The organism is Mucilaginibacter sp. OK098 (assembly GCF_900142915.1).
GTDB lineage: Bacteria > Bacteroidota > Bacteroidia > Sphingobacteriales > Sphingobacteriaceae > Mucilaginibacter.
Genome location: NZ_FRCM01000001.1, coordinates 55,971 through 80,939, shown reverse-complemented (window position 1 = coordinate 80,939; position 24,969 = coordinate 55,971). Strand labels below are relative to the sequence as shown.

The 24,969-nt window shown below is 41.9% G+C and carries 21 protein-coding genes and 1 tRNA gene; 12 read left to right on the top strand and 10 right to left on the bottom strand.

The annotated features are described in order from the left end of the window. Positions 1–10: 10 nt before the first annotated feature. The 3 genes from BUE31_RS00240 (at position 11) to BUE31_RS00230 (ending at position 3,074) form a co-directional block, all read left to right on the top strand. The gene (locus BUE31_RS00240) at positions 11–820 is read left to right on the top strand and encodes a DUF3822 family protein (protein ID WP_073399136.1); all 810 of its coding nucleotides are present in this window, start codon (positions 11–13) and stop codon (positions 818–820) included. Next, positions 796–1,329 carry a 16S rRNA (guanine(966)-N(2))-methyltransferase RsmD gene (gene rsmD, locus BUE31_RS00235; protein WP_073399135.1) on the top strand — a complete coding sequence of 178 codons (534 nt, stop codon included), beginning with the start codon at positions 796–798 and terminating at the stop codon, positions 1,327–1,329. Before BUE31_RS00240 ends, rsmD begins: the two co-directional genes overlap by 25 nt. A gap of 68 nt (positions 1,330–1,397) precedes the next feature. Continuing rightward, positions 1,398–3,074: a hypothetical protein gene (locus BUE31_RS00230; RefSeq protein ID WP_073399134.1), complete on the top strand. Its 1,677-nt coding sequence runs from the start codon at positions 1,398–1,400 to the stop codon at positions 3,072–3,074. Positions 3,075–3,140: 66 nt separating this feature from the next. On the opposite strand, the gene BUE31_RS00225 is transcribed toward BUE31_RS00230, so the two are convergent. The 4 genes from BUE31_RS00225 to BUE31_RS00210 are packed head-to-tail and all read right to left on the bottom strand — an operon-like array spanning position 3,141 to position 6,699. Then, on the bottom strand, positions 3,141–3,734 hold the full coding sequence (locus BUE31_RS00225) for an HAD-IB family hydrolase (protein ID WP_073399133.1): 594 nt from the start codon (positions 3,732–3,734) through the stop codon (positions 3,141–3,143). Further along, positions 3,731–4,456 carry an SDR family oxidoreductase gene (locus tag BUE31_RS00220; RefSeq protein WP_073399132.1) on the bottom strand — a complete coding sequence of 242 codons (726 nt, stop codon included), beginning with the start codon at positions 4,454–4,456 and terminating at the stop codon, positions 3,731–3,733. The genes BUE31_RS00225 and BUE31_RS00220 overlap by 4 nt, the downstream gene beginning before the upstream one ends. Positions 4,457–4,462: 6 nt before the next feature. Continuing rightward, the gene (locus tag BUE31_RS00215) at positions 4,463–5,797 is read right to left on the bottom strand and encodes an FAD-binding oxidoreductase (protein WP_073399131.1); all 1,335 of its coding nucleotides are present in this window, start codon (positions 5,795–5,797) and stop codon (positions 4,463–4,465) included. After that, positions 5,794–6,699, bottom strand: a complete 906-nt coding sequence (locus BUE31_RS00210) for a decaprenyl-phosphate phosphoribosyltransferase (RefSeq protein ID WP_073399130.1) — start codon at positions 6,697–6,699, stop codon at positions 5,794–5,796. The genes BUE31_RS00215 and BUE31_RS00210 overlap by 4 nt, the downstream gene beginning before the upstream one ends. 188 nt (positions 6,700–6,887) lie before the next feature. Between BUE31_RS00210 and coaD the strand changes: the two genes are divergently transcribed. Then, a complete protein-coding gene (gene coaD, locus BUE31_RS00205; protein ID WP_073399129.1) occupies positions 6,888–7,349 on the top strand; it encodes a pantetheine-phosphate adenylyltransferase in 462 nt (153 codons plus the stop codon). A 111-nt stretch (positions 7,350–7,460) separates the two neighbouring features. Here the strand turns inward: coaD and BUE31_RS00200 are convergent, their stop codons facing one another. After that, on the bottom strand, positions 7,461–8,087 hold the full coding sequence (locus BUE31_RS00200) for an NUDIX hydrolase (RefSeq protein ID WP_073399128.1): 627 nt from the start codon (positions 8,085–8,087) through the stop codon (positions 7,461–7,463). Here BUE31_RS00200 and pyrE point away from each other — a divergent pair. The 8 genes from pyrE to BUE31_RS00155 all read left to right on the top strand — a co-directional run bounded on the left by pyrE (position 8,086) and on the right by BUE31_RS00155 (position 15,965). After that, positions 8,086–8,730 (top strand): orotate phosphoribosyltransferase, encoded by a 645-nt coding sequence (pyrE, locus tag BUE31_RS00195; RefSeq protein ID WP_073399126.1) that lies wholly within the window; start codon positions 8,086–8,088, stop codon positions 8,728–8,730. The two genes, BUE31_RS00200 and pyrE, sit on opposite strands and share 2 nt — an antisense overlap. 159 nt (positions 8,731–8,889) lie before the next feature. Further along, on the top strand, positions 8,890–9,291 hold the full coding sequence (locus BUE31_RS00190; protein WP_073399124.1) for an SRPBCC family protein: 402 nt from the start codon (positions 8,890–8,892) through the stop codon (positions 9,289–9,291). Between the two features lie 382 nt (positions 9,292–9,673). After that, positions 9,674–11,302, top strand: coding sequence for an ABC-F family ATP-binding cassette domain-containing protein (locus tag BUE31_RS00185; RefSeq protein ID WP_073399123.1), 1,629 nt, complete (start codon positions 9,674–9,676; stop codon positions 11,300–11,302). A 170-nt stretch (positions 11,303–11,472) separates the two neighbouring features. Then, positions 11,473–11,545, top strand: a tRNA-Lys gene (locus tag BUE31_RS00180). A 297-nt stretch (positions 11,546–11,842) separates the two neighbouring features. Next, positions 11,843–12,886, top strand: a complete 1,044-nt coding sequence (locus BUE31_RS00170; RefSeq protein WP_234997719.1) for an aldo/keto reductase — start codon at positions 11,843–11,845, stop codon at positions 12,884–12,886. Continuing rightward, a complete protein-coding gene (locus tag BUE31_RS00165) occupies positions 12,887–13,705 on the top strand; it encodes a helix-turn-helix domain-containing protein (protein WP_073399121.1) in 819 nt (272 codons plus the stop codon). Positions 13,706–14,039: 334 nt separating this feature from the next. Then, entirely contained in the window at positions 14,040–15,230 is a 1,191-nt protein-coding gene (locus tag BUE31_RS00160; protein WP_073399119.1) for a winged helix-turn-helix domain-containing protein, read from the top strand. A gap of 48 nt (positions 15,231–15,278) precedes the next feature. Next, on the top strand, positions 15,279–15,965 hold the full coding sequence (locus tag BUE31_RS00155) for a DNA alkylation repair protein (RefSeq protein ID WP_083619162.1): 687 nt from the start codon (positions 15,279–15,281) through the stop codon (positions 15,963–15,965). Between the two features lie 115 nt (positions 15,966–16,080). Here the strand turns inward: BUE31_RS00155 and BUE31_RS00150 are convergent, their stop codons facing one another. The 5 genes from BUE31_RS00150 to BUE31_RS00125 all read right to left on the bottom strand — a co-directional run bounded on the left by BUE31_RS00150 (position 16,081) and on the right by BUE31_RS00125 (position 24,924). Next, the gene (locus BUE31_RS00150) at positions 16,081–16,656 is read right to left on the bottom strand and encodes a hypothetical protein (RefSeq protein WP_073399116.1); all 576 of its coding nucleotides are present in this window, start codon (positions 16,654–16,656) and stop codon (positions 16,081–16,083) included. Positions 16,657–16,912: 256 nt separating this feature from the next. Next, the gene (locus BUE31_RS00140; protein ID WP_073399112.1) at positions 16,913–17,770 is read right to left on the bottom strand and encodes a helix-turn-helix domain-containing protein; all 858 of its coding nucleotides are present in this window, start codon (positions 17,768–17,770) and stop codon (positions 16,913–16,915) included. A 204-nt stretch (positions 17,771–17,974) separates the two neighbouring features. After that, on the bottom strand, positions 17,975–19,354 hold the full coding sequence (locus BUE31_RS00135) for a GDSL-type esterase/lipase family protein (protein WP_083619159.1): 1,380 nt from the start codon (positions 19,352–19,354) through the stop codon (positions 17,975–17,977). Positions 19,355–19,364: 10 nt separating this feature from the next. Beyond that, positions 19,365–21,533: a DUF5703 domain-containing protein gene (locus tag BUE31_RS00130; protein ID WP_073399111.1), complete on the bottom strand. Its 2,169-nt coding sequence runs from the start codon at positions 21,531–21,533 to the stop codon at positions 19,365–19,367. 136 nt (positions 21,534–21,669) lie between these two features. Next, a complete protein-coding gene (locus BUE31_RS00125) occupies positions 21,670–24,924 on the bottom strand; it encodes a GH92 family glycosyl hydrolase (protein WP_073399109.1) in 3,255 nt (1,084 codons plus the stop codon). Positions 24,925–24,969 lie beyond the last annotated feature (45 nt).

Below are 24,969 nucleotides of genomic sequence, written 5' to 3'. Positions count from 1 at the left end.
GCTTATCTGCATGAGCGACAATAACAACTATACCGATAATAACTTTAACCTGTACCAGGCTTACAGTTATACTTTATTATTACAGCTTGAGGCTACTTCATTTAGTTATGCGGTTGTTAATGACACCCACTTACTGGTTTCGGCCCAAAACTGCGATCTGCAGGAGCTTACCCAGCCCAGGGCATTAAACGATCTGTTATCGGCCACTTATAAAAAAATCATTATTGGTATGCCTGCTTCCGGGCTAACCCTTGTCCCAAATAGCTTATTCAGGGAAGAGCAGGTTTCAGGCTTTGCCCGTTTTTTGGATGTGAAAGATAATGAAAAGGTTTTTGCTCAAACACTTGATGACGTAAACGCCATCATTTATAAAACGAATGAAAACCTGGTTTCCGCTGTAGAGAAATTTGGTTTGCAAAATACGGTTTATACCGCCAAAGGATGGATAAAAGCTATAGCCAAAAGCAGCCCGCCAAACAATAATTTATATCTCGAGATTAGTAAGGACAAGGTACAATTCCTATACTTTGCGTTAAATACACTGCGCTTTTATAATACATTCGACTTTAAAAATGAAGATGAGCTGGCTTACTTTACATCTTTTGTAGCCGACGAGCTTAGTTTAAAACCCCAATTTATCACCCTTTTTGTAAGTGGTGACGTTGCTGCAGGCGATAAAAACCTGAGCAGGCTGGCCTACTTTTTCCCAAAAATTGAATTGAACGAGCTAAAGGTGCTGGAATTACCCGGTCAAATGGCTTCACATAAATTCCTGGCTCTTGCCGCTTTATCACTATGCGGATCATCGGAGGCAGTTTAAAAGGGTTACGGCTTAATCCGCCAAAAAACTTACCGGTACGCCCCACTACCGATATGGCCAAAGAAGCTCTGTTCAATATCCTGCAAAACAAAATTGAATTTGAAGGTATTAAGGTACTCGATCTGTTTAGCGGTACCGGCAACATCTCTATGGAGTTTGCCTCAAGGGGGGCTGAGCAGGTAATATCTGTCGACCGCAGTATTCATTGTGTACATTACCTTAAAGATGCTGCCCGCCAGCATGGCTTAACCAGTATTAAAGCATTTAAGGATGATGTTTTTAAATACCTGCAGCTGGAAACGGAGCAGTTCGACCTGATATTTGCTGATCCGCCTTACGACATGAACATGATCCCCGAGATCCCGAAGATCATATTTGATAAAAACCTGCTGCTACCTGGTGGCTTACTGATTGTTGAGCACCAGTCCATGCAAAATTTGAGCAATCATCCAGCGTTTAGCGAGCAACGAAAATATGGTCATTCATCATTTTCGTTTTTCAACAATTAAATGTAACTTAAAAGCAAAATTAGGAGTATAAAAGGCTTTACTAATTTACTTTAAAATCATACCCCCTGATGATTAAACCCGGACCTGGAAACATGCAGTTAAAGGATAACACTAAATATTTACTAGCCTGTATTGTTATGATACTGGCTGCCTTTGTGCAGTGTTACAGAACAGTACATGACCTTCACTGGGCAAGCGAGCCCGATTTTGACCGTGACATAGCGTATATTCATAGTACGCTTAACGGCAATTATGGCCAGGATCCCAATATAGCGGGTCAGTACATGTGGTATAATCCAATGCTTTTTTTGTTCGAAACGTTAATTGTAAAACTCACAAGTATTCCCATAAACATTGTTGTTGCACGTGCCGGGGCATTTATAAACCTGCTTAGCCCTATCGCATTTTTCTTTATGGCCGTAAAACTTTTTGATTTTAGAGTTGGCCTGGCGGCTTTGCTCTCATTTTTATTTTTGGTAAATGGTAATTTACCATGCTGGGGCGGGGCTACTTATTCACCATGGCTTATTTCTGATACTTTTTCACAGTTTTTATTTTACATAAGCATATTCTTTTGCTACAAGGCATTTGCCGAACAAAAGCTATTTTGGTTTATAATGTTAGGCGCCTCCATCGGCTTAACCTTTCTTGGCCATTCGGCGCCAGTTTTTATTATTATTTTAATAATGATCTCTATCCAGGGGCAAAGGGTTATTAAAGCTTTAATAGCGAAGGAGTATCCTGCCATTGGCAAATTCTTTCTGCAAGGGCTTGTGACCATAATCCCATTTATCATATTCGCATTTCCCTTTCTTTATTATGTTTACGGTAAATATCATTTCCACTTTATCAACCGCGAAATTTTGGAATGTGCCCCAGGCATCTTTGCACGAAAGGAAACGTTAACATTGCTTAAGTTAAATATTACCTTTTCCTTACCAATTTCAGTTATTGGCCTGGTATGGTTTTATAAAAAATTCGAGAACCCAACTCTTCGCAAAATAGTTTGGAACTGGTTTTTCATCTGCCTTGTTATGTATGTTTATGAATCGGCAGTACCTACAGCAAACCATATTTTACATATTAAACTTCCGGATACCATACCTGCATTTCACTATTTCTTTTACCTGAAAGCTTTGCAGTCTGTTTTCTTTGGATTTGGGTTTGTATTCCTGTTATCCAAATTAGTGCAATGGATAAACAGTTTAAAGAAAAAAAATCTCACAGTTAACTTTTCAAATAGTCTGGTTATTATATGCGTATTACTATATGCTCTTTTTTACTACCCCATTTATAGTAAACGGGCAGATTTTGTTGATTTAAGGGAACAAGCCATCCAAAAAGGAAATGAAAAGGATAAGATAGACGTATACAATTTTATCATAAAAAACATCCCGCTTGATAATGTTCTTTTATGTGAGCACGGATTATCGCTTTTCCCGGTGATGCCCACAGGTATAAAAATGGTATCCGTTGAAACCTTTTTCTCCAATCCTTATATCAGCTACATACAACGCGAAAGTGATAGGAATAAAATGCTAACATACCTGAGCTTAGGCGCACCGGATGATGCTGCAAAGTTATTTAATGATTATAAAGTGAGCCTGATTTTATTAACAAACCAGGACTATGCAAAGTATAAAACCCCTGCTTTTGCTACGGATAAGGTGATCTTTAAAAATGGTTCCTATACGCTGATGTCATTTGAGATCCGTAAGGCGGATATTATGGCACAAAATCTATAACGCATATTGGTAACCTGTCTGGCGCAAGACGTGAAGCATCGCGTCTCTACAATATTTTATGTTTTGTTATTTTCTGAAAGGTTTAAAGAATGCTTTTGTACCAAGCGCAAGCATTGCCTTATCACCGCTTGAATCGCCGTAGCAATAGATCTCATCATATTCCGGCAGATTGAACTCAGCCCTTATCCTTACGGCTTTTTCCTCCGCATTATTATTAATGCCATCAATATAACCGGTGAGCGCCCCATTAGCTGCTTGCAGTTTGGTGGCTATTAAGCCCAGGCCATTTGCATCGCTCCATTTTTTTATCCAGTTTACAGGTGAGGCTGATACCACAACAACCTCAAACCCTTCATCTTTTAGCCGTTTTATCTCTTCTAAGGCGCCAGGACGGATCATTGCAGGTAATGCATTATCAATAAATTGATCGCAGCCAAGCTGAAAGGATTTAAGGTCCATCCCCTTAAAAAAATGGCTAAGCATCCGCTCTTTTGCGGCCTGGTTTGATACCAGCTTCATTTTAAGCGCAACAAGAAAAGGCGCATTCAGCAAAAAACCGGCATAAAAACCAGCCTTGCCTTTTTGGTGCTTAATCACTTCAAGCAAGGTATCTTTTGTGGTGATAGTGCCGTCGAAATCAAAAAAAGCTATTTTCTTCACAGTTTCATTTTTTTAAATTGAAACTCAGGAATGTTTTTAATGATGAGCATTATGTATCGCCAAAACCATTTTACATAAATGGTATTTTTCTTTTTTGTAAAGCCGCTATAAACAATATCAGCAACTTCTTCCGGTGTTGATGTAAGCGGTTTGGGCAATGGTATGTTTTCGGTCATCCGGGTATAAACAAAGCCGGGCTTAACTGTCATCACATGCACATTATCTTTAAAACATTTATTTCTTAATCCGGCCAGATAAGCGGTAAATGCAGCTTTTGAGCTCCCATAAATTAGCTTGCTGGCCCTGCCCCTGTCGCCAGCTACCGAGCTGATCCCAATTATTGAGCCTTTTTGCTGCCCGATATAATGTTTGGCTGCAATATTAAGGATTGATACCGCGCCTGTATAATTGGTATTTATCATCCCCTCAGCAAGCGCCCAGTCATTAAAGGCATCTTCCTCTTCATACATAGTACCGAATATGGTGATAGTTACATCGGGTTTTAAACCGGCGAAGAAAGCAGCATGGGTATTATATTGAAGCGCATCAAAAGCATATAAGCCGCAATTAACCTTGTAGCGGATCTCTATATCAGATTTAAGCGGTTCAAGCTGTGCCGGGGTACGGGCAGCCAATTGTATATTGTAACCACCGGCTGCAAATTTTTTTGCTATCGCGATGCCGATATCAGATGTTGCGCCAAGTATAAGTACGGTTTCCATGTATAATTATTTTATATCTGTTAGTAATAAACGGTCAGACTGGGCAGACCTGATCTTTCCATCCGGGTTATATTTTTTTACAATGCTTTTAAATTTTTCCAGCTCAGGGTAATTAGCCAGCATCCCCGGTTTCATGCGGGCGTCTTTGGTTATATAAATCCTTCCGCCATATTTTAGCACTATTTCGTCCAACTCGTCCAAAAACTCAAGCACGCCACTTCTCAGGGGGAAATCAAGCGCAAGCGTATAGCCTTCCCTGCAAAACGAGATCATGCTTTCCTGTTTGCCAAGCGCTTTAAGCACGGTAAGAAATGATCCCATGCCCTTGTCGCTTATCCGGTTGAGTATTTCTACCAGGCCCTGCTTAGCTTCAAGCGGCAACACAAACTGGTACTGCACAAAACCATTTTTTCCATACATTCTGTTCCAGTTATTTATAGCATCAAGCGGATAAAAAAAAGAGTCGTACAAAACAACTGAGTCAATCTCTTTTTTAAAGTTCTTAGTATAGTATAAAAAATTAAAAGCCCTTACAGTAAATGTATTTAATACCCATGATGGCAGGTTGAATGGAAAATTCAGCATCTTTTTTGCAGGGAGCTGAAACGGGTTCTTCTTTTGTTCGTCATTAAGCTCGTTTAAAGTGGCATGCTCACCAACTGTTAAAATACTACGGCCAAACTGTTCACCTTTTTTAAGGCAGTCAATCCAGGCAACTGTATAGCTAAAGTCCTGGTATTTTTCAAAAAGTAAAAGCAGCTCATCAAGATTTTCGGCCTTAATTTGCTTTTGCTTTATGTAAGAAGTATTAATTTTTTTAAGCCTGAATTTTACGCGGGTTACAACCCCTGTTAAGCCCATGCCTCCGCAGGTAGCTTCAAACAGATCGGCATTTTCACTGGCAGTGCAGGTAACAACCGCGTTTGATGCAAGCCTCACATCCATATCAATAATATACTTTGAGAAAGAGCCTTCCTTACGATGATTTTTCCCATGCACATTACTGCCCACAGCACCACCTATGGTAATTAATTTAGTACCCGGGGTAACCGGCAAAAACCATCCCTGTGGCACAATTACTTCTAATACCTGGCTTAAAGTAATCCCTGGCTGGCATTCAAAAACACCATTAACGGTGTCAAAAGAAAGGATCTTATCGTATTTTAATGTCGAAATAGTTCTTTCGCCAAGTGAGGAGTCGCCATAGCTACGACCATTACCACGCGGAATAAATGGCAGCTCATCCTCAATTAAAGGCGCAAGCTGGTCTGTAAAAACAAAGCTGTCTTCCTTACTTTCTATAACCGGGTAATTACCCCAACCCGACAGCCACTTTTTCATTTCAATACAGCGTTGAAAATTGGAGAGTTCGGTAAATATAAAAGTATATAAACACTAACTATCCATAAAAAAATAGTTATCTGTATAAAACGGTCTTTATAGAGTATATCAGTTGGTGAGCCTGATTTTTGCTTTACAAAAACTACTTGCATATATCGCATTATGCCAGCTATTACAAAAATACTTGAATAATATAATCTGTATGTGCCCAGCCTGGTAATTGTTTTTGGCGAAACCGCATAGCTTATATAAGCTACAATAATTATGGCGCTGAAAAGCCCCAGCATGGTGTTTAAAAATTCAAGGTTATAACCGCTTACTGATTTACGCATTTCGGTACCTGATGATTCCCTTAAAAGAATATCATCACGTCGTTTACCAATTGCCATAAACAAGGCTAAAAGAAAGGTCATGATAATTAGCCAGTCGGAACTATCTGTATGTGTAATAATAGCCCCGCCCTTAACCCTGAACACAAAGCCGGCTGCCAGGATCAGCATATCCAAAATGGCTATGTTTTTTAAACCGAATGAATAGGCAAGATTCATAAAAAAGTATACCCCCAGCACCAATAGGAGCTGTAACCCGGGATTAGCCACATAGGCAAAGGCACATCCTGCTATAATGAGGAACCCGCATATAATTATTGCATGCGAGGGCTTAACCTTACCTGATGCAAGCGGGCGTTTACATTTAACCGGGTGTTTGCGGTCGTCTTCAATATCGCGGTAATCATTAATTATATAAATACTGCTCGCTATGCAGCAAAATGCAGCAAATCCGGCTAAAAGCAATTCAATTTTTGAAGAAGTAAAAATATGCTTCGCAAAAAAGGAAGGGATAAAAAGAAAAACATTTTTAGCCCAATCTTTAGGACGTAAGAGCTTTATATAATATTTCATCAGCAATTAATTAAGCTTATTACGAACCTAAGCACCTAAGAGTTGCAAATGTGACGTATTTAGGCTGTCTAATTTACTGAAATAAACACCCGCATTTGAATTAACTTTATCAATTAACAAACCTGCCGACAATTAATTGATGATATTGAATAATGATTTATAAATTTGTTTTATAAACACCCGCTATAATGAAGATCGCTCTTTTTCCCGGATCATTTGATCCGGTTACCAAGGCCCACGTTGATATTGTAAAACGCTCGGTAAGCCTTTTTGATAAGGTTTATATAGGTATTGGCGTTAACAGCACAAAGGCTGGATTATTAAGCGTTGAAAAAAGGGAACAAATGCTGCGGTCGGTATTCCAAACCGACGACAGGATCCACATTGTAGCTTATGAGGGCCTGACTGTAAATTTCTGTAAAAGTATTGGCGCTGCCTACATGATCCGCGGCATCCGTACTGTATCAGATTTTGAGTACGAAAAAGCAATAGCCCAAATGAACCACTCCCTCGATCCGGAAATTGAAAGCATTTTTATTGTGAGCAAACCAGGCTATTCATCCATCAGCTCAAGCATAGTACGCGAAATTATGCGCTATAATGGAGATGTAAGCCAGTTTATACCGAAGGAAGCTTTGGCGTATTTATAGAGAGTCAAGAATCAAGAGGTCAAGAATCAATATTTTTAGATACTTATCCTGATTCTTGCTTTCGTGTCTCTCTTCTTGATTCCTGACCTCTTGATTCTTGATTCTCTTCTCTCAACCTTTAATCCCCTCTACAAGCTTCTCTTTCACCAGCACATCCATAATTGATGGAAAAGTATTTTCAACTATCGGGCTTATATCCCCTTTTTTAAACCAGCGAACGTCTGTTATTCCTTCTTCTTTTTGCGGTTTCAAATTATTCTGCCCCTTGCAGCGCATATTAAACCAATACGTTTTCTTCAACACAACATCGCCTTTATATATGTATGAATGATAGGTTTTACAGATCCTTTCTTCAAGCTTGCTTACCTTTATGCCACACTCCTCTTCTACTTCGCGCACGGCAGCTTCTTTGGTTCCTTCCTGCTTCTCTATTTTTCCTTTTGGCAGGTCCCATTTATCGTTCCGGTAAATAAATAAATACTCGTCATATTCATTTTTAACCAGGCCGCCGGCAGCTTTAATCAGCAAAACACTTTTAGCAACAGTTTTTAAAAAAGCCTTTGCATCATCACAAAGCACATAAAAAAACTTACTCCGGTGATTTAAAACCCAGGTATAAAGTATTTTCAGCTCAAAAGCATCTGCATCAATCTGCTTGTAATTTTGCGTCTTTTTAGGTTCTGATTCTGTTAGCAGAATCACTTTTTCGTTAATATAAATTCTGTATTTTTGGGCCATGTTTAATAAAAGTGAAATAGAGCAGCAAGTTGCTGAATTCCTGCTGCAAATTAAAGCAATTAAATTACAACCTGCCAACCCTTTTACATGGGCAAGCGGATGGAAATCGCCAATTTATTGCGACAACCGCATTACGTTGTCCCATCCTACTATCCGCACCTACATCAGGCAGCAATTAACCTCATTAATACAAGAAAAATTCGGTTCGGTTGGCTGTATAGCCGGTGTGGCCACAGCAGGTATACCACAAGGCGCGCTTGTAGCACAGGACCTTGGCCTCCCTTTTATATATGTACGTTCAAAACCTAAAGATCATGGCACTGGCAGCCTTATTGAAGGCGATCTGTCATTAACAGGCAAAAGAGTGGTAGTTATTGAAGACCTGATATCAACCGGAAAAAGCAGTTTACAAGCCGTTGAAGCCTTACGCGATGCAGGATATGACGTGGCAGGACTTGCAGCCATATTCAGCTACGGATTTGATGTAGCCACAGATAATTTTAAACAGGCAAACTGCCCTTTCTATACATTATCAAACTATGGGGCCTTGATAAAATATGCCGGTGAAAATCAATACATATCAGACAGCGATGTGGATGTATTAAAAAAATGGCGTGAAGACCCTTCTGTTTGGGGGAAATGAAGAAGTTGGCAGTAGCAGTTAGCACTTTGATGTAGCAAATTTCTACTGCTAACTAAAAACTGCCAACTGACAGCTGGCTATTTTAATAAACAATAAATTATAAATCTTTTCTTTCGGACTTTCCGACTTTCGGACTAAAATCAATACCTGCCAACTGAAATGACAACCTTTGAAAGTAAAGCAACTATACAGCAACCTATAAATAAAGTATTTGATTTTTTGGCCGATTTGAACAATCACCAGAAATTAATGCCTGCTGAAGATATCCAGAATTGGAAATCAACCTATGATGAAGCCAGCTTCAGCATAAAAAACATGATAAATCTTAGCCTGAGGGTTGAAAGCAGGATTGAAGATAAAGAAATAAAAATTGTTCCGGCAGAAAAACCTCCTTTTAATTTGGAGTTAAAATGGGAACTTACACAGTTTGCTACCGATCAAACTGAGGTAGCATTTACAATAATGGCCGATCTGAATATGATGATGAAAATGGCCGTGTCCGGCCAGTTAAAAAAACTTGCCGAACACGAAACCAATAGTTTAGTTTTTCTGTTTAGTTAATGTACACTATACTTATTCTACTTACGATTACAAGAATTAATATTCTTTCTTGGCCCGTAAATGAAGTATTACCGTGAGTACATTGATAACCAACAATAATGTTACTACAATTACCATATTAGTTAATTAATTAGGGATTAAAAACCAGTACAATATAATTACGTAATATTTAATTTCAAAGACTGTGCGAAAATAATTTAATTAATTTATTAACATAATTTCCACACGTGCTACTTAACAAAATATTCCATAAAACGTCTATTTAACGGTTAATACAACCAATTTGTTACAATTGAGGCGTAATTTAAATAACGATAAAGTAAAGCAATGTTAATAAGTTTGGGTAATTACCGTACTTTTGCAGCAAATTAAAGGAGCAGGAATGATCACGGTATCTAATTTATCACTACGCTATGGCAAGCGTACATTATTTGAAGATGTAAATCTTAAGTTTACACAAGGCAATTGTTACGGCATTATTGGGGCCAACGGTGCAGGTAAATCTACATTTTTAAAGATCCTGTCGGGCGAGATTGATCCTTCAAGCGGTGCAGTAAGTTTTACACCCGGCGAACGGATGGCGGTGTTGAGCCAAAACCATTATGCATTTGATGAATTTACGGTTATTGAAACCGTAATGATGGGGCATAAAGAAATGTATGCCATAATGAAAGAAAAGGACGCTATTTACCTGAAAGAAGATTTTACCGATGCGGATGGCGAACGTGCCGGTGAGCTTGAAAATCTTTTTGCTGAAATGGATGGATGGAATGCCGAAAGCAATGCCGCTACCCTACTCAGTAACCTTGGTATTAAAGAAGAATTTCATTACCAATTGGTTAAAGATTTGGATAATACCCAAAAAGTACGTGTATTGTTAGCACAGGCGCTTTTTGGTAAACCCGATATATTATTGCTTGATGAGCCTACCAATGACCTGGACATCCATACCGTAAGCTGGCTGGAAGACTTCTTAGCAGGATACGAGGCAATTGTATTGGTAGTATCGCACGACAGGCACTTTTTAGATACCGTTTGTACCCACGTTGTTGATATTGATTTTGCCAAGATGACCATCTATACCGGTAACTATACCTTTTGGTACGAATCAAGTCAACTGGCTTTAAAACAGCGTTCGGATCAAAACAAAAAGACCGAAGACCGGGTAAAAGAGCTGCAGGAATTTATCCGCAGGTTTAGCGCAAACGCCTCCAAATCAAAACAGGCAACCAGCAGGAAAAAAGCGCTGGATAAAATTAACATTGACGAGATCCAGCCATCAAACCGTAAATACCCGGGAATTATATTCAATAATCAGGGTCGTGAAGCCGGTGACCAGATTCTGCAGATAGAGAACCTAAGTAAATCATTAAACGGCGAAGTGCTATTTAACGACATCCGCCTGATGGTAAACAAAGGCGACAAAATAGCTATTCTCTCACAAAACAGCTTGGCTACCACTGCTTTCTATAACATACTAACAGGCAGAGATAAGGATTATAAAGGCGAATTTAAATGGGGTGTAACCATAAACCCTGCCGATATCCCAATTGACAATGCCGAATATTTTAAAGGTAAAAATGATAACTTGATCGACTGGCTGCGCGAGTATTCACCCGGTGAAAAGGATGACCAGTTTATCCGCGGCTTTTTAGGCCGCATGCTGTTCTCTGGCGAGGAAGTGTTGAAGAAAAGCAATGTACTGTCAGGCGGTGAAAAAATGCGCTGCATGTTTAGCCGTATGATGTTGCAATCTGCCAACCTGCTGATGTTTGATGAACCAACCAACCACCTCGACCTGGAATCAATAACTGCACTAAATAACGGCATGAAGGACTTCCGCGGCACTATCCTGTTCACCTCGCGTGACCATGAGCTGGTAGAAACCGTTGCCACCCGCATTATTGAACTAACCCCAGGCGGCACTATTGATAAGCTGATGACCTACGATGAATACATCAACAGCGATGTAGTACAGAAACAAAGAGATGAGCTCTACGCGTTGGCGTAGTTGGTGTTAGAGATTAGAGGCTAGAGAGCAGAGGTTAGGAAAAAAATATTAACTGATCTCTAATCTCCGCTCTCTAATCACTATTTTCCATTTCTTTCGGACTTTCCGTCTTTCAGACTTCCGGACTTCAAAAAAAAACCGTTTATTTGCAGCCCGGAAAAAAATAAATTGACTTGGTAGCTCAGCCGGTAGAGCAACTGACTCTTAATCAGTGGGTCGAGAGTTCGATCCTCTCCCAGGTCACTTAAGGAGACAACATCTTAGTGTTGCCTCCTTTTTTTATGCTAATAAAAATCTGTTAAACAGATAATTACAATCAGACTTTTTGTAGTTCGATTTTAGCAAAGAAATTCCTGAACCGTTAATTGGTAACGGTTTAAAAGTGTGTCAGGAATGCAATCAAGCTATTTTTTTATAGTTCGATTTCTCGTTAAGGTTTACAGCCCCTAAATTACTATCATATTGATAGATATTTGCGACATTATATGAGGTTTGATATTTTAGAAGCTTAAATTTAGAATTTTTCTGACAACTCGCAGCTTGAGCCATACGCGCAAGAAAATTGAGCTGCCTGCGATATTTGGCATGATCATTTCTGCCGATCTTTGTGTTATGAAAAACATAGAGCAAATCAATTTAGGCACAAACGGTCCGCTGGTTTCCAAGCTGGGGCTGGGATGTATGCGGATGTCTTCAATTTGGGGCGGGCCGACGCCGGATGAAACAGAAAGTATCGCTACGATCCACGCGGCTTTGGATAACGGGATCAACTTTTTGAATACGGGTGACTTTTATGGTGCTGGTCATAATGAGTTATTGGTTGGCAAGGCAGTTAAGGGTCGCCGGAACGACGCCTTTATCAGTGTGAAGTTTGGCGCGATCTTTCATAACGGGCAATGGCTCGGTATGGATCTGCGGCCGATCTCGATCAGGAACTTTATTAATTATTCGCTGACGCGTTTGGGTATTGAGACGATCGATCTATACCAGCCCAGCCGGATGGATGGCAGTGTGCCGGTGGAAGATATTATTGGTACAGTGGCGGATTTGATCAAAGAAGGCAAAGTGAGGTATCTTGGTGTTTCAGAAATAACGTCGAAGCAATTGCGTACCGCTAACAGTGTTTATCCGGTAAGCGCACTGGAGATTGGTTATTCGCTGGCTGACCGACAGATTGAAGGTGAGTTGTTGCCAACGGCTAAGGAGCTGGGTATTGGTGTAGTGGCTTTTGCCAATACAGCGGAGGGTTTACTGACAGGTGAGATGAAGGCGCCGCTGGCAGCGAACGACTATCATAGCCACTTCTCGCGCTTTCAAGGCGATAACCTGATCAAAAACTTAGAGAAAGTTGAAGTATTAAAAGCTCTTGCTGCTGAAAAAGGAGTAACGCCAACGCAATTAGCTATTTCTTGGGTCAATGCGCAGGGCGATCATATCATGCCTTTGGTGAGCATGAGTAAAAGGTCAAGGTTGTCCGAAAATATGGCTGCGATGGAGATGACGTTCAGCGCGGGCGAAATGGAAAAGTTAAACACTACATTTGCATCGGGCACCATATTAGGCGGCACCTATTTACAACGCTAAATGACCAATCCAGCCGAAATACTTCCGGGCGTGATCTTCTACGCTTACCTATCCGCCGAGCGGAAGGAGAAAGTTTGCTTTTGGAACCATCATACCCTTGTCTTACAGGTTTCCGGTCAGTTTAGGTTAGAAACCAGCAGCCAGCAAGTTTCGATGAACGCCGGTGAAATGCTGCTGATCGGCAAAAACCAGCTGGGTACACTGACCAAGACACCGCTGCCAGGGGGTAACTATGAAACCATTATTATATCCCTGCAGGAAGACCTTTTGCGTAAAATCGCGCTGGAAGAAAAGCTACAGGGCGGGCAGAAATATATCGGCCCGCCTAACATCCTTATCCCCCCCAATGATTACCTGCAGGGTTATTTCCAATCCATTGTGCCTTATGCCCGCAGCGTATCCGCGGCATTAACGGAGGAAATGGGTATCTTAAAAATAAAGGAAGGCGTCAAGCTATTGATGAACGCTATGCCCGCGCTGCGGAGCTTTTTGTTCGACTTTTCGGAACCGCATAAGATCGACCTGGAAAAGTTCATGCTCAGCAACTATCAATTCAACGTCCCGGTCGAAAAATTCGCGCAGCTGACCGGTCGAAGCCTGGCCGGCTTTAAACGTGATTTCCAGAAAACCTTTGATATGGCCCCGCGGCACTGGCTGCAGGAAAGACGCCTGACCGAAGCCCGGCACCTCATCGAAAGCAAACACCAGAAGCCCTCGGCCATCTATCTTGACCTCGGTTTTGAAAGCCTCTCCCATTTCTCGCACGCCTTCAAGAAAAAGTTCGGCCAAACGCCCGGTACATTAATTACTCAGCCTTAAACGGTGATGCCCTTGATGGGATTTTGTTGCTTACCGCTGGTGCTCAAAGAAGCGCTTCGTCCAGTGACTTTTGAATGTAAGTGATACCTGAGATGGCCTCCGACGTTGAGGCGCGCTATTGAATTAATGCTGACGTGCCAAAACCAGCAGTGTCTTCTATAACGAAGCTATTTTTTTCAAATCCTCAAGGAAAAAGTTCGAGAATTGCGGTCGGACCGTCACTCAAAAAGGAAAAGCGTCAAAAATGACGCTTTTCCTTTTTGACCAAAATCGGCTTTAACACGATAAGAAAGGCACACCTGCATTACCCAAAATATTTTTCTATTTTGCATTGATGGAACCACTGATATTTTCAAAGCCACAAGCCCGAAAGATCATTCTGCACGCTGCCGGGCTGGCCAAACGGTCTCAGTTCGGAACAGGCTGCGAGGCGGTTTACCGGCTGATAGATCACCTGGGCTTTGTACAGTTGGATACGAATTACGTGGTGGAGCGGGCGCATCACCATGTTATGGCCGCGCGGGTACCAGACTATAAGCCGGACTGGCTGGCAGAACTTACAACGGATGGCCGCATCTTTGAGTTTTTCACTTCCGATGCGGGCTATCTCCCAATGCACGACTTCCGCTTTTCGTTGCCCATCAAAGAAAGTTTTGTCATAAACAGAAAACCCCTTACACCGGCCGAGATCCGGATCATGAAGCAGGTGCTTGACCGGGTAGAACGAGAAGGCCCATTAATGGTAGGCGACTTTGAGAATGACCGGCTGGAGGCAAGCTCCGGCTGGTGGGACTGGCGGCCGGCCAAGGTAGCACTCGAACGGTTGTATTTTGAAGGTAAGTTGATGATCACTCGCACCAAAGGTTTTCACAAAGTATATGATTTGCCGGAGAACCTGGTCCCCGTGGATGCGGATATGGCGGTGCCGACTGCCGAAGAATTTGCCCGTTTTGTGATCCGGCGAACTTTGGGTGCATTGGGAATCGCATACCTGAAAGAAATGGCCTGGCGCGCCCGTTTCGCGAAAGGGCATTTGGTTAAGCAGGAACTGGCGAAAATGGTAACGGAAGGCGAAGTGCGAACAGTTATGATCGAAGGACAGAAAAACGCACCACTTTATATGCTGCATGACCAGGAAACGGAGATCGGATTGTCGGGCGAGGCCTTTATCCTTTCGCCCTTCGATATTCTAAATGTGTTCCGGCACCGGTTAAGGGACTTTTTCGACTTTGATTACCAGATTGAATGTTTTGTACCGGCTGCAAAACGGAAATACGGTTATTTTTCTCTGCCGGTACTGGTAGGTGATACTTTCGTTGCACGGATGGATGCCAAGGCTGACCGGAAGAAAAAGGAGCTCATAGTCCATAACTTTCATTTTGAGGCAGTAGAGATTAGCGAAACTATGACAAGGGAAATTGCTGAGGCGCTAAAGGCATTTGCTAAATTCAACCAATGCCGGAATATTGTCTTTAAAAGATCAAACCAGGAAGCCTACCTGAACGCTATTAGCCGATATTTCTAATGACAGTTTTTCCAATATAGACAGCGAAATTAATAGCTTCGCAATCAAATGGTAACATCTAATTATCCTATTCAATTAAAGGAGGTGCTAACCCATCTCAATAGCGTGCAGGGAAATGTTCCACTGCACCGGCGGGAATCGAGACGGGTATATTCATTTTCGACATGGCCGTTTGCAGAGCAGATGGCGGTTTGGGATGAGTTGTGGCGTACTAAGAATGACTTCTGGATAAAACTGCATGCTTTTTTCTTTTTAGAGCGTCATCTAAAAAAAGATAGTGAGTTGCAGGAAATGTGGCCAGTCATAGTCTGCTGGCAGGATCAGGTGAATGACTGGGGGCTTTGTGATGCATTAGCTAAAATTTACACCAAGATCCTGGAAGTGGAAGCAATCACCGTTTACGAGCAGCTCAAAACATGGAATACAGACCAGGATTTATGGAAGCGCAGGCAATCAGTAGTATCTCTTTTATATTACAGCCGTACCAAGAAGCTTTTTTTAACATTCAATAAAATTGAACAACTTATCAGTCCATTGTTAGGTGACAAAGAATATTATGTGCAGAAAGGCGTTGGATGGTCGCTACGCGAATTGCATACCGTGTACCCGGACGAAACACTTCCCTGGTTAAAAGCACATATAAAATTAATAAGCAGCATTGCCTTTACTATCGCCATGGAGAAAATGGATGCTACAACCCGTAGTGAACTCAAAGTTCTCAGACGGGTAAGTTAGAATTACCGCTATAATTTTCTTCACGCCTGCAATAAAAGAGTCCCACACCTGTACTTTTGGGGGTACTTTAAAATCAAACAAAAACTTACTACTTTCTCTTTTTATATAATCCCCTTTATTTATATCGCTCAAGGTTTGCAATAAAGTTTGTTTCCCATGTTTTACCACCGTCGTTCGAATAGGCTTGCTCAAATCTGTGCGTATCAGTTTTTATCTCAGACCATATCCCCCTAACTAAAACAGCCCTGCCATGATAAACCTCCTGACTGTAAAATTCGCCGCGCCCATTTTTAAATTCGCCTATTGCGGGAATTTCCAGGCTTCCTGCATCGCTGTTGGCAAAAGTTTGGCTCCACTGGTGAGATTTTGGATTGTATAAGAACAGTGTGGTGCCTTCAAAATGACCTGCAGGACCATCCGCTTCAATTTCTTCCAGGCTGGCGCGTCCATCCCATACTTTCCTCACAACAACCGTTCCTTCCAGTTTCGCCCAGGTAGTTGAACCGCTCAGCGGGTGTTGCAAGCTTTGGATATGCGTTCTCCACTTGCCAAAATTGAAGTCGAAATCATGCTGGCCATTATGTGGTGTCGTGGATTGCTGGGCAAACCCGAAATAAGGCTGAAAAATTAGTATGGCGCCCATTAGCATAGCGATTGTAATGCATAGCGAAAAGATTGATTTTTCTTTCATGGATTTAATAATTAAATTTCACTTGTGTTGTACTTAATCTTGATTTGCTTTATTTGAATTTAAGTACGCAAGGTATTTTTTAAATTATTTTGAAAATTGTACAAAATCGTCATCATAACGCCCTTTATCTTGCCGGCCGCTTTTTGGCCAATAAATTTACAAAAGGCAGGTTGCGGCTTCCCAATAAAGAGAACCCCGGGAGGTAGCAGAAAGGAATTGTTTGTGGCTGAGTTGGCTTTTAAATAATAGCATTGGGCTAAACAAACCAACCACAAGGCAGATATCCATTAAACTGGCGCTGCTCAATTGCGTTGGAAGAATTTTTGCCCGGCTTAAGGAGTTCAGTATTTTCCTGGCCTGGTAATTTAAAATATTGAAGCGGTTGCACCCCCGAAAATTCTTTGAATTCCCGGTTAAAGTGCGACTGGTCATAATAGTTGCAGGAGTAGGCAAGGCTGGTCATTGATTGAAACTGGCTTGAGCTGTATCTATCTTTTATTCCCTGGAAACGTGCTATCCGCGCAAAGTATTTTGGGGGGAAACCGGCGACGGCTTTAAATCTTCTTTCAAATTGTTTTACTGAAAGACCGGATTCCCGTTGCATGCTTGAAATATCAACCTGACCTGTGCTTTTGATTACCTGGTCAACAAAATATTTGATGGTGTCCACCTGGTTCACTGCTGCTCTTTTTGAAAGAAAATCTGAAACCCGGGTAATCCGCTCAAGCGTATTTACCGAACTATATACCTGGTCGGCCAGGTCTGTCCCTTGCTCCCTGAATAAATCCGAAAAATCAAAAACATCGTTTACCACCTCGCTTGCCGGCATCCTTAATAATTGACTTACCGCATGTGGATATAATCGTACCCCAAAGAAACCTACCTTCTTCCCTACCGTGAACCTGTCATGAATGGAATGCTGAAAGCGGATGCGGGCACTCTGTGCGGAATAAGTCCGAAAGCCTTCATTGTATTGAAAAATGATCTCAGGACAGCTGTCCGCCATCAAAAAATAGTCTTTGGGCGTAACTTCGTCGTGGGTACTTTCCAGTGTCCAAAAACATTGCACTAAGTCCTTTAATTGCAAGGGTGGCGTAAATACTTTGTACTCCATTTTAAGGAATTACTTTTATTTATAAACACTTTAACAAGGGCATCATCTGTTTACTAATTGCGAACAATGATACTGTTACGTCCATCTAATTGCCATTTCCAAGGCATTGACAATTTTGGGGTGCCGATAATACAAGTTTAATAAAAATTCCGAAATAATTCACTCTGTGTCAGTCATCTGGAAAAATAAATCTCTGCCTTTCCGTTATCGGAACCCCGTTGCCTGTAAAATAAACTCAACTATAGGTGTCGGGTTTGGCAAGCTATGAGGATGATGCTTAAAACCAGGCTTGTGCAGCACAGTTATAGATCCATTAAGCGCTTTTATCTTTTGTTCGAACAAAAGCGTATTTTTTGAAGGATCAACCGCCTCATCATCATCTGCCGAGAGGTGCAGCATGGGATAATTACCTTTTACTATCTGGGATACTTTATCTATCGGACTTGCTTTTAATGCGGCTATTTGCCCGGCGTAGACTAAATGATAATCCTTTTTAAGTATGGCCGTATCAGGCCAGTAACGCAGGTCAAGCAAAGCATTATCAGCATAAACACAGGCCACCTTCCCCGGGTTTATAGCTGTCCAATTATAAATATAGATCCCTCCGCGACTCATGCCTTCAAGCACTGCTTTTTTATTCAAACCGGCTTTATTTAGCATTTTATAAAAATCATTCCAGTATCCTATCGCTTCATCGTTACCAAGCAATTCGGCAACATCGCAATAAACAATATGGAAACCACGCTCAAGCAGGGCGATGTCCGTTTGGGGTTCGTGTCCCCAGAAACGTGCCCGCCATACCCACGGATGGCCTTTTGCAGACCATTTAGGCTTTACCACTTTACTATCCCTGTTATCAAATGTAAATTCAGCACACGGGTATCCGTAAAAGTTGCTTGTTTTATATGTCTCTTTTATTTTATGGAAAATATCAAAACTAAGATCCTGGGGCTGAACAATAAGATCAAACAGCCTTTTGGCGGTTATTGCAGTTCCCTGCAGATCAGGATGGATCTTATCCGGCATCAACTGTTCATGATTAACGAAAAGAGAGTGCAGATCAATCACTTCCAGATGCTCGTCATAAGCTACCTGCCTTATTTGGGGGATAATGTTGTTAACAATAAATTTGTCATTTATCTGGTTGGTGTCTGCTACAAATGCAGGGATAGGCAACAACAGCACAATCCGCGGATGTGAGGGCAGCTGTGCAAGAGACCGGATCATATCATGATAATCGTGCTCATATTCATTTAAATAAACCCGGTTTATAAGCTTACTGTCATTGCCGCCCAGGTCAATAAATACAACATCAGGGCGGCTTTTTAATGCTTGCTGCCACGCTTGCGTGTTCCAATAAGACAAATCCCCCTTGCGTAACATGGTAGCGCTGCCCACACCAAAATTACTCACCGTGTAACCAGCACCCAATAACTTCTGCAACTGTGCCGGGTATGATTGCGTTGCAGGGTCTTTAAGCGTTGCCCCGTAGGTTATGCTTGCCCCAATACAGGTTATCCTGGTTATGGCTTTCACAGGGATAGAAATGAGTAAGCCTAAGAATATTTTTAAAATGAGCTTCATCGGGCTTAAATTATTTTTTAGTCAGATCCACAACATCAGCCAACCGGCTGGCAGGCGTCACTTTCAGGTTAATAAGCTTACCTTTTTCAACTTTACCTTCTACAGTAGTGTTATACGGGGCGTTAAGCTTAAAATCAGCATCCCAACCGGCAGGCCAGGCAGGCAAAAGCATTATCTTTTTCCCGTCAACCCGCATCAGCATTTGCTGCAGGCCATTTTCACCGTTACCACCGTTATCTTCATCGGGGCTATAATCATTACCCTTATCCCAAAAAGCCGGGAATTTAAAATGGGGATCTTTACGGGTAAGCGCAAAGCTTACATATTCTTTAGCTACGTCGGCATCGCCTATCATAGCAGCCTGGATAGGGTCCTGCACCCAGCAGCCTTTCGCACGCTGTTTACGGGCATTAAACGTATTTATAGCTACATCCAGATCCGGCTTACCTAAACCATAAAGCCTGAAAGGGTATATTGCATATAATTCAGGATTTTCACTATTGAATGCCTTTGCAGTTTGAGGCCCGGTATAAGGCAAAAGCAAAGTTTTACCATTTTCGCTTGTGGTTGGCAAAGGAGGCAGGTCATCATAAAGCATTCGCCATTTCAAAAGTGTTTTTTCATCTACCAATCCTGCGGGTAATTTCATCATCCGGCTAAGCACGGCATGCAAACCGGCAATATCGGGTGCGGGGTCATGCACCTTCCAAAACATTTCAATAGAATTATCCGGATCAAGCAAAAGTTTACCTGAAGCGTCGCGGCCAAAATGCTGGTCAAAAAACTGCAGCCCGGCAGTAGCAACAGGTAATAAAGTTTCCCTGGCAAATGCTTTATCGCCGGTATATTCATAATAATCAAGCATCATCATGCTTAACTCCAATATGGGCGTAAAGTAGTGGTTGGTATAATTGGCTTTAACATCAGGCCCCATAAAATTGAGCCCTCCCCAAAAAGGCGCTGTCTCTGCAAAATAGGCGCCCTCGTGATGATAATATTGTTTAACCTGCGCCTTATTAGCGGGTAAAATAGCTGCATACATTTTGAATAATGGCAGCATTATATCGAAGTCTCCGGCCATAAGCCTGGGCCAGTACATCGGCCTTGTATTCTGGAACCAATATTGTCCGCCCCATGCCCTGAAATCTGCGTTTTCGTTTTTTGCAGGGTTATCCACCACAAAAATAGACCCGTTGAATTTTATAGGATAAACACCCCTGCCCGCGCATGCCGTAACAAAGCGTTGCAAAACATAACCTTGAGTAACCAGTTGAGCCTGCTCATCGCCATGCAGAAAAACCCAGCTGCGCTGCCAGAATTGCTGCCACCATTGCCGGTGCTTCAGGCGTGTTTGTTCCAGCTTTAGCTTTTCAATTTTACCTATCTGCAGTTCCAGTTTGGAAAGCCAATGAGCACCACTGCCCGAAACCGATGTTAAAGGGTAGATAGAGATCAACTGTGATGTAATTGCTTTTGCCGATTGCAATGTCACCTTATCTTTATTAATCAATCCATTGCCTTTTATAACAGCGCCAAAAGTTAGGTTAGCCAAATGCGGATCAGTTGCCGGTGAGTTATGATGATACCAGGCAATGCGGCCATTTTGATCATTTAAAATAGTATCGGTTAAGCCTGCGCGCCAATTTTCAAGCTTTACGCTCACAGTTGAAAGACCGGCGCTTTTAGTTTCGATCCGGATCACCGGCTGATTTGCATCAACCCAAACAAGAAAGCTCACTGCCGAACTGCCCTCCCCTTCCTGGACCAGTATTTCACCTGTTTTAAGTTTAAGTATTTGTTTGAAAACAGAACTATTAGCCAATGGATTAGGATTTACCGAGATTCTTACAGCCCCCAATTTCATTAGCACCCCGCCCTGTTTCATCCACGGGTCTTTCGGGGCATCAAGCTCGCCACCCCATGCATCAGTTTTACTGATGTAGAACACAAGATCGCCATTTTTCTCCACCCAAACGTTCAGGCCAATATCGCCATTACCCAAAGGCATGGATTGTGCCGACCCCGGGCCGGGAGAATTCCAACTAACATTATAAGCATCAAGCAGGGTATCAACTGGCGCCTGGCCTTTTAATCCATTTACCGGCTTTGCAAAGCCTGCATAAGGCAGCATCATATACAATAAAATAGCTGCCGCTAACTGTATTCCTTTTTTACTCATTTTGATTTATGCCGGCGACTATCCGGCCATGCATTCCTGCATACTGGTTTATTGGTTAATTGATGTTGCAAATAAATTCTCCCGCCTTAATAAAAGATTAAAAAAGCATTAACTTAAAAATGAGAGTTCTTTAGGCTCAAAAATCCCCATGCTCGGCAACAACAATTGCCTGTATTTCTTCGGGTGTTAAAGGAGCCTTAAATACTTTCACCTTATCCATATAGCCATGATAAATCCTTTCTGACGGAAACTCTTCATTGCGGCCTAATGTCCATTTATTGCTCACAGACAGGTTTGCTGTGATTTCCATTACTGTACGGCCGGCTAATACGCCATCAATATATAAACTTAGTGTTTTTCCGGTACACACGCCTGCTATATGATGCCAGTTATTGTTCCAGCCTGCGGGCAAATTAACAGTACAGTCTCCTCTGCCCCATCCGCCTGCAAAAAAGGTAAGTGTTTTATGATCGGTTACCTGTAAAACATGGCTATCGCCTTTAGTTATCAGGTCTACCAGCCCCTGTTCATTCCCTGTGGGATAGATCCAGCCCATCATGGTGATGGTTTCGTCCATATTATCCAGGTTGGGGGCGTTATTAACTTCAACAAAAGTATATTCATCAAATTCCAGTCTTCCGCCGGTTTTATGCTTTTCGGTGATCAGCAGATGACCGTCGTTTTGATACCCCGATTTATCTTTTACCAAATTATCCGTTGAATAATTTATCGGGGAAAGATCAAGCAAAAGTGATTCCGTATTATCCTTATATACCTTGTAGCTTACCATTTGATCAGCTGCCGAGATCTTTTGAAACCCTTTTGATGTAGCCACGAACATATGTTTAACCGGCTTTTTTTCACCTGGCTCAAGTACCACTGTATCGGTAAAGAGAAAGGTGTCGTTTTTTGTTACAGGGATATTAAAACTCCGTTTAATCCCGCCAATATTTTGGATAGTATAAGCTAACTGTTGCTGCTCATTGATCTTTATCATGGAGCGGACCGACAGACCGGTAATTTTAAATAAACGGTCGGATAGTTTTTCCGGCATTAGTACATTAATCGCAATTGGATCCTGTCCCTCTAGCTTGATCTCCGTTTTACCTACCGGATAAAGGCGGCAAACCAACGAATCATTTTTAACGGTTCCCGAAGGCACCAGGCAGTTTTTGCTAATGTATGGTTTTCCGTTTACCAGCAGCGTCACAATTTTAACTCCCGTAGTGCCCATATTGGCAATACGAAAATGTATGGTAAGAGATTCATCCGGAACAACCGCACTTTTTGACGCAAAGTAATTCAGGATCTTAAACCCGGGGCTTTTCTTTGTTTCTGATAATATTACTGGGTCTTTGTCAGTCGGCCAATTACTTTCCCGGCTTCCCATATTAAATGACATTTCTCCGCCACCTGTTAATACGGAATGAGGAATGATCAGTTGTTGCCATGAATGGCCATTGACTGTTAATGACTGTACATAATTATTTGATAATGATGGATTCTTGTTGCTTATACTAAACGCCTTACCATTTGGTAAATGCAGTACTACCTTACTAAATAACGGTGCGCCAATAGCATAAACCGGGCGGCCCGGGCAAACGGGATAAATACCCATAGCGCTAAAAACATACCAACTGGAGGTTGAGCCCAGGTCGTCATTACCGGGCAAGCCACCGGGACTGGCGCTAAAGCGGTTCAGCATAATTTGCCTCACCCATTTTTGCGTTAACGCCGGTTTGCCAGCCTGGTTAAAAAGGTAAGGTAAATGAAATACGGTTTCGTTATCAAAAAGGATAACCTCATTTTCCAGTGTCGAGTCTAGCCTGTTTGCAAATTGCCGGTTACCCCCTGTAAGATTGATTAAATCCTTTGTGTTTTGTGGCACAAAGTAAGAATACACCCACTTATCGCCCTCCTTATAGCCTGACATCCCTGGCCGGAGTTTAAACGCTTCGTTATTTCGGGGTAAGAACAGCAGTTCGTCATTGTTCAATAGGTTGCGGTAATTATTGCCCCGTTTTACTAAAAGCTGGTAATCTTTATGATTACCCATAATATCTTTGGCAAATTGCGATAATGCCCAATCATCATAAGCGTACTCTACTGTACGGGTAACGGATTCTGAGCGGGTAAACGGAATATAATCTTTTTGATTATAAACCTCCATATCCGGCTGGATAAATGGCGGTTCCAAAACACTCTTCTTCATGGCTGTATAAACCAAATGTTTATCAAAGCCCGTAATACCTTTCAGATAACTATCTACAATAATAGGGATGGCGTGGTTACCTGTCATTGATTCGGTTGGCAGGTGGCCGGTTTGCTTATAGATCTCAAGCATGGATAAAATCACATCTTTTTCCTTATCAGGGTAAAGCAGGGTAAGCAAAGGATGCAGGGAACGGAAGGTATCCCATGGAGAAAAAGCTCCGTATTGATACGCGCCTGTTTTCTGGTGAATTTCACCGTCGGCGCCCCTGTATTTGCCATCGGCATCGTCTATAATCCAGGGGATCAACAACGAATGATAAAGCGCTGTGTAAAAAACAGTCTTGTTTTGTTCGTTGCCGTCAGTTACATCAATAACAGCCAGTTTCTTAATCCATTCTTCACTTGTATGTTTACGGATCTGTTCGAAGGTCCAGGCACCGATTTCCTTATCAATATTGTTTTGAGCGCTTGCATATCCAACTGGGGATGCGCTCAACTTAAGCCCGATAACTTTTTCACCTTTTGTGGCCGATGCAAAAGTGAAGATCCAGCCGTCATTAACCTGCTTTTTATTTGTATAAGCTTGGGTAAAATTGATAACGGTATTACCATTTGAGGCTTGCAATACTTTGGGGGATACTGCTTTGATTTCCATTGCATCGCCAATGAAGATCTCAGGCCTTGAGCCAGCGGCAAATGTGAAACGGAATAACCCAGCCCTTGCTGTTGTTGTTGCTTCGGCAATAGTATGGTCATCATCAAAAACCACTTTATAATACCCGGGAACTGCGGTTTCGTTCGCGTGCGAAAATTTCCGACTGTACTTCCGAGCCTCAAACCCTGCGCCGGTATTAACCGGCATTACATAAAAATGCCCCGATGAACCTTCGGGAAAGCCACTCATGTGCCTGAAACAACTAAAATAATAAATAGCGCTGTCTTCGTAATTATAGCCTTTTGCAAACCTTGTTTCGGGGCTTAACTGTATAAATCCGGATGGCGCTACCGCTCCGGGATAAGTACCGCCCTCGCTGCCCCATTTGGTTGCTACATTGCTTTTGTCCGTACCAATAAACGGGTTTACATATTGCAGGTGGTTTGTGCGTTGTGCCGAAACGCCACCGCAAAATAGCAATGCTAAAACAGCAACAAAGGCAAACTTAAAGGGAGTTTTCAAATCAAATTCATTAATAAATTAACAAAAAGCATTCAGCCTTACAAA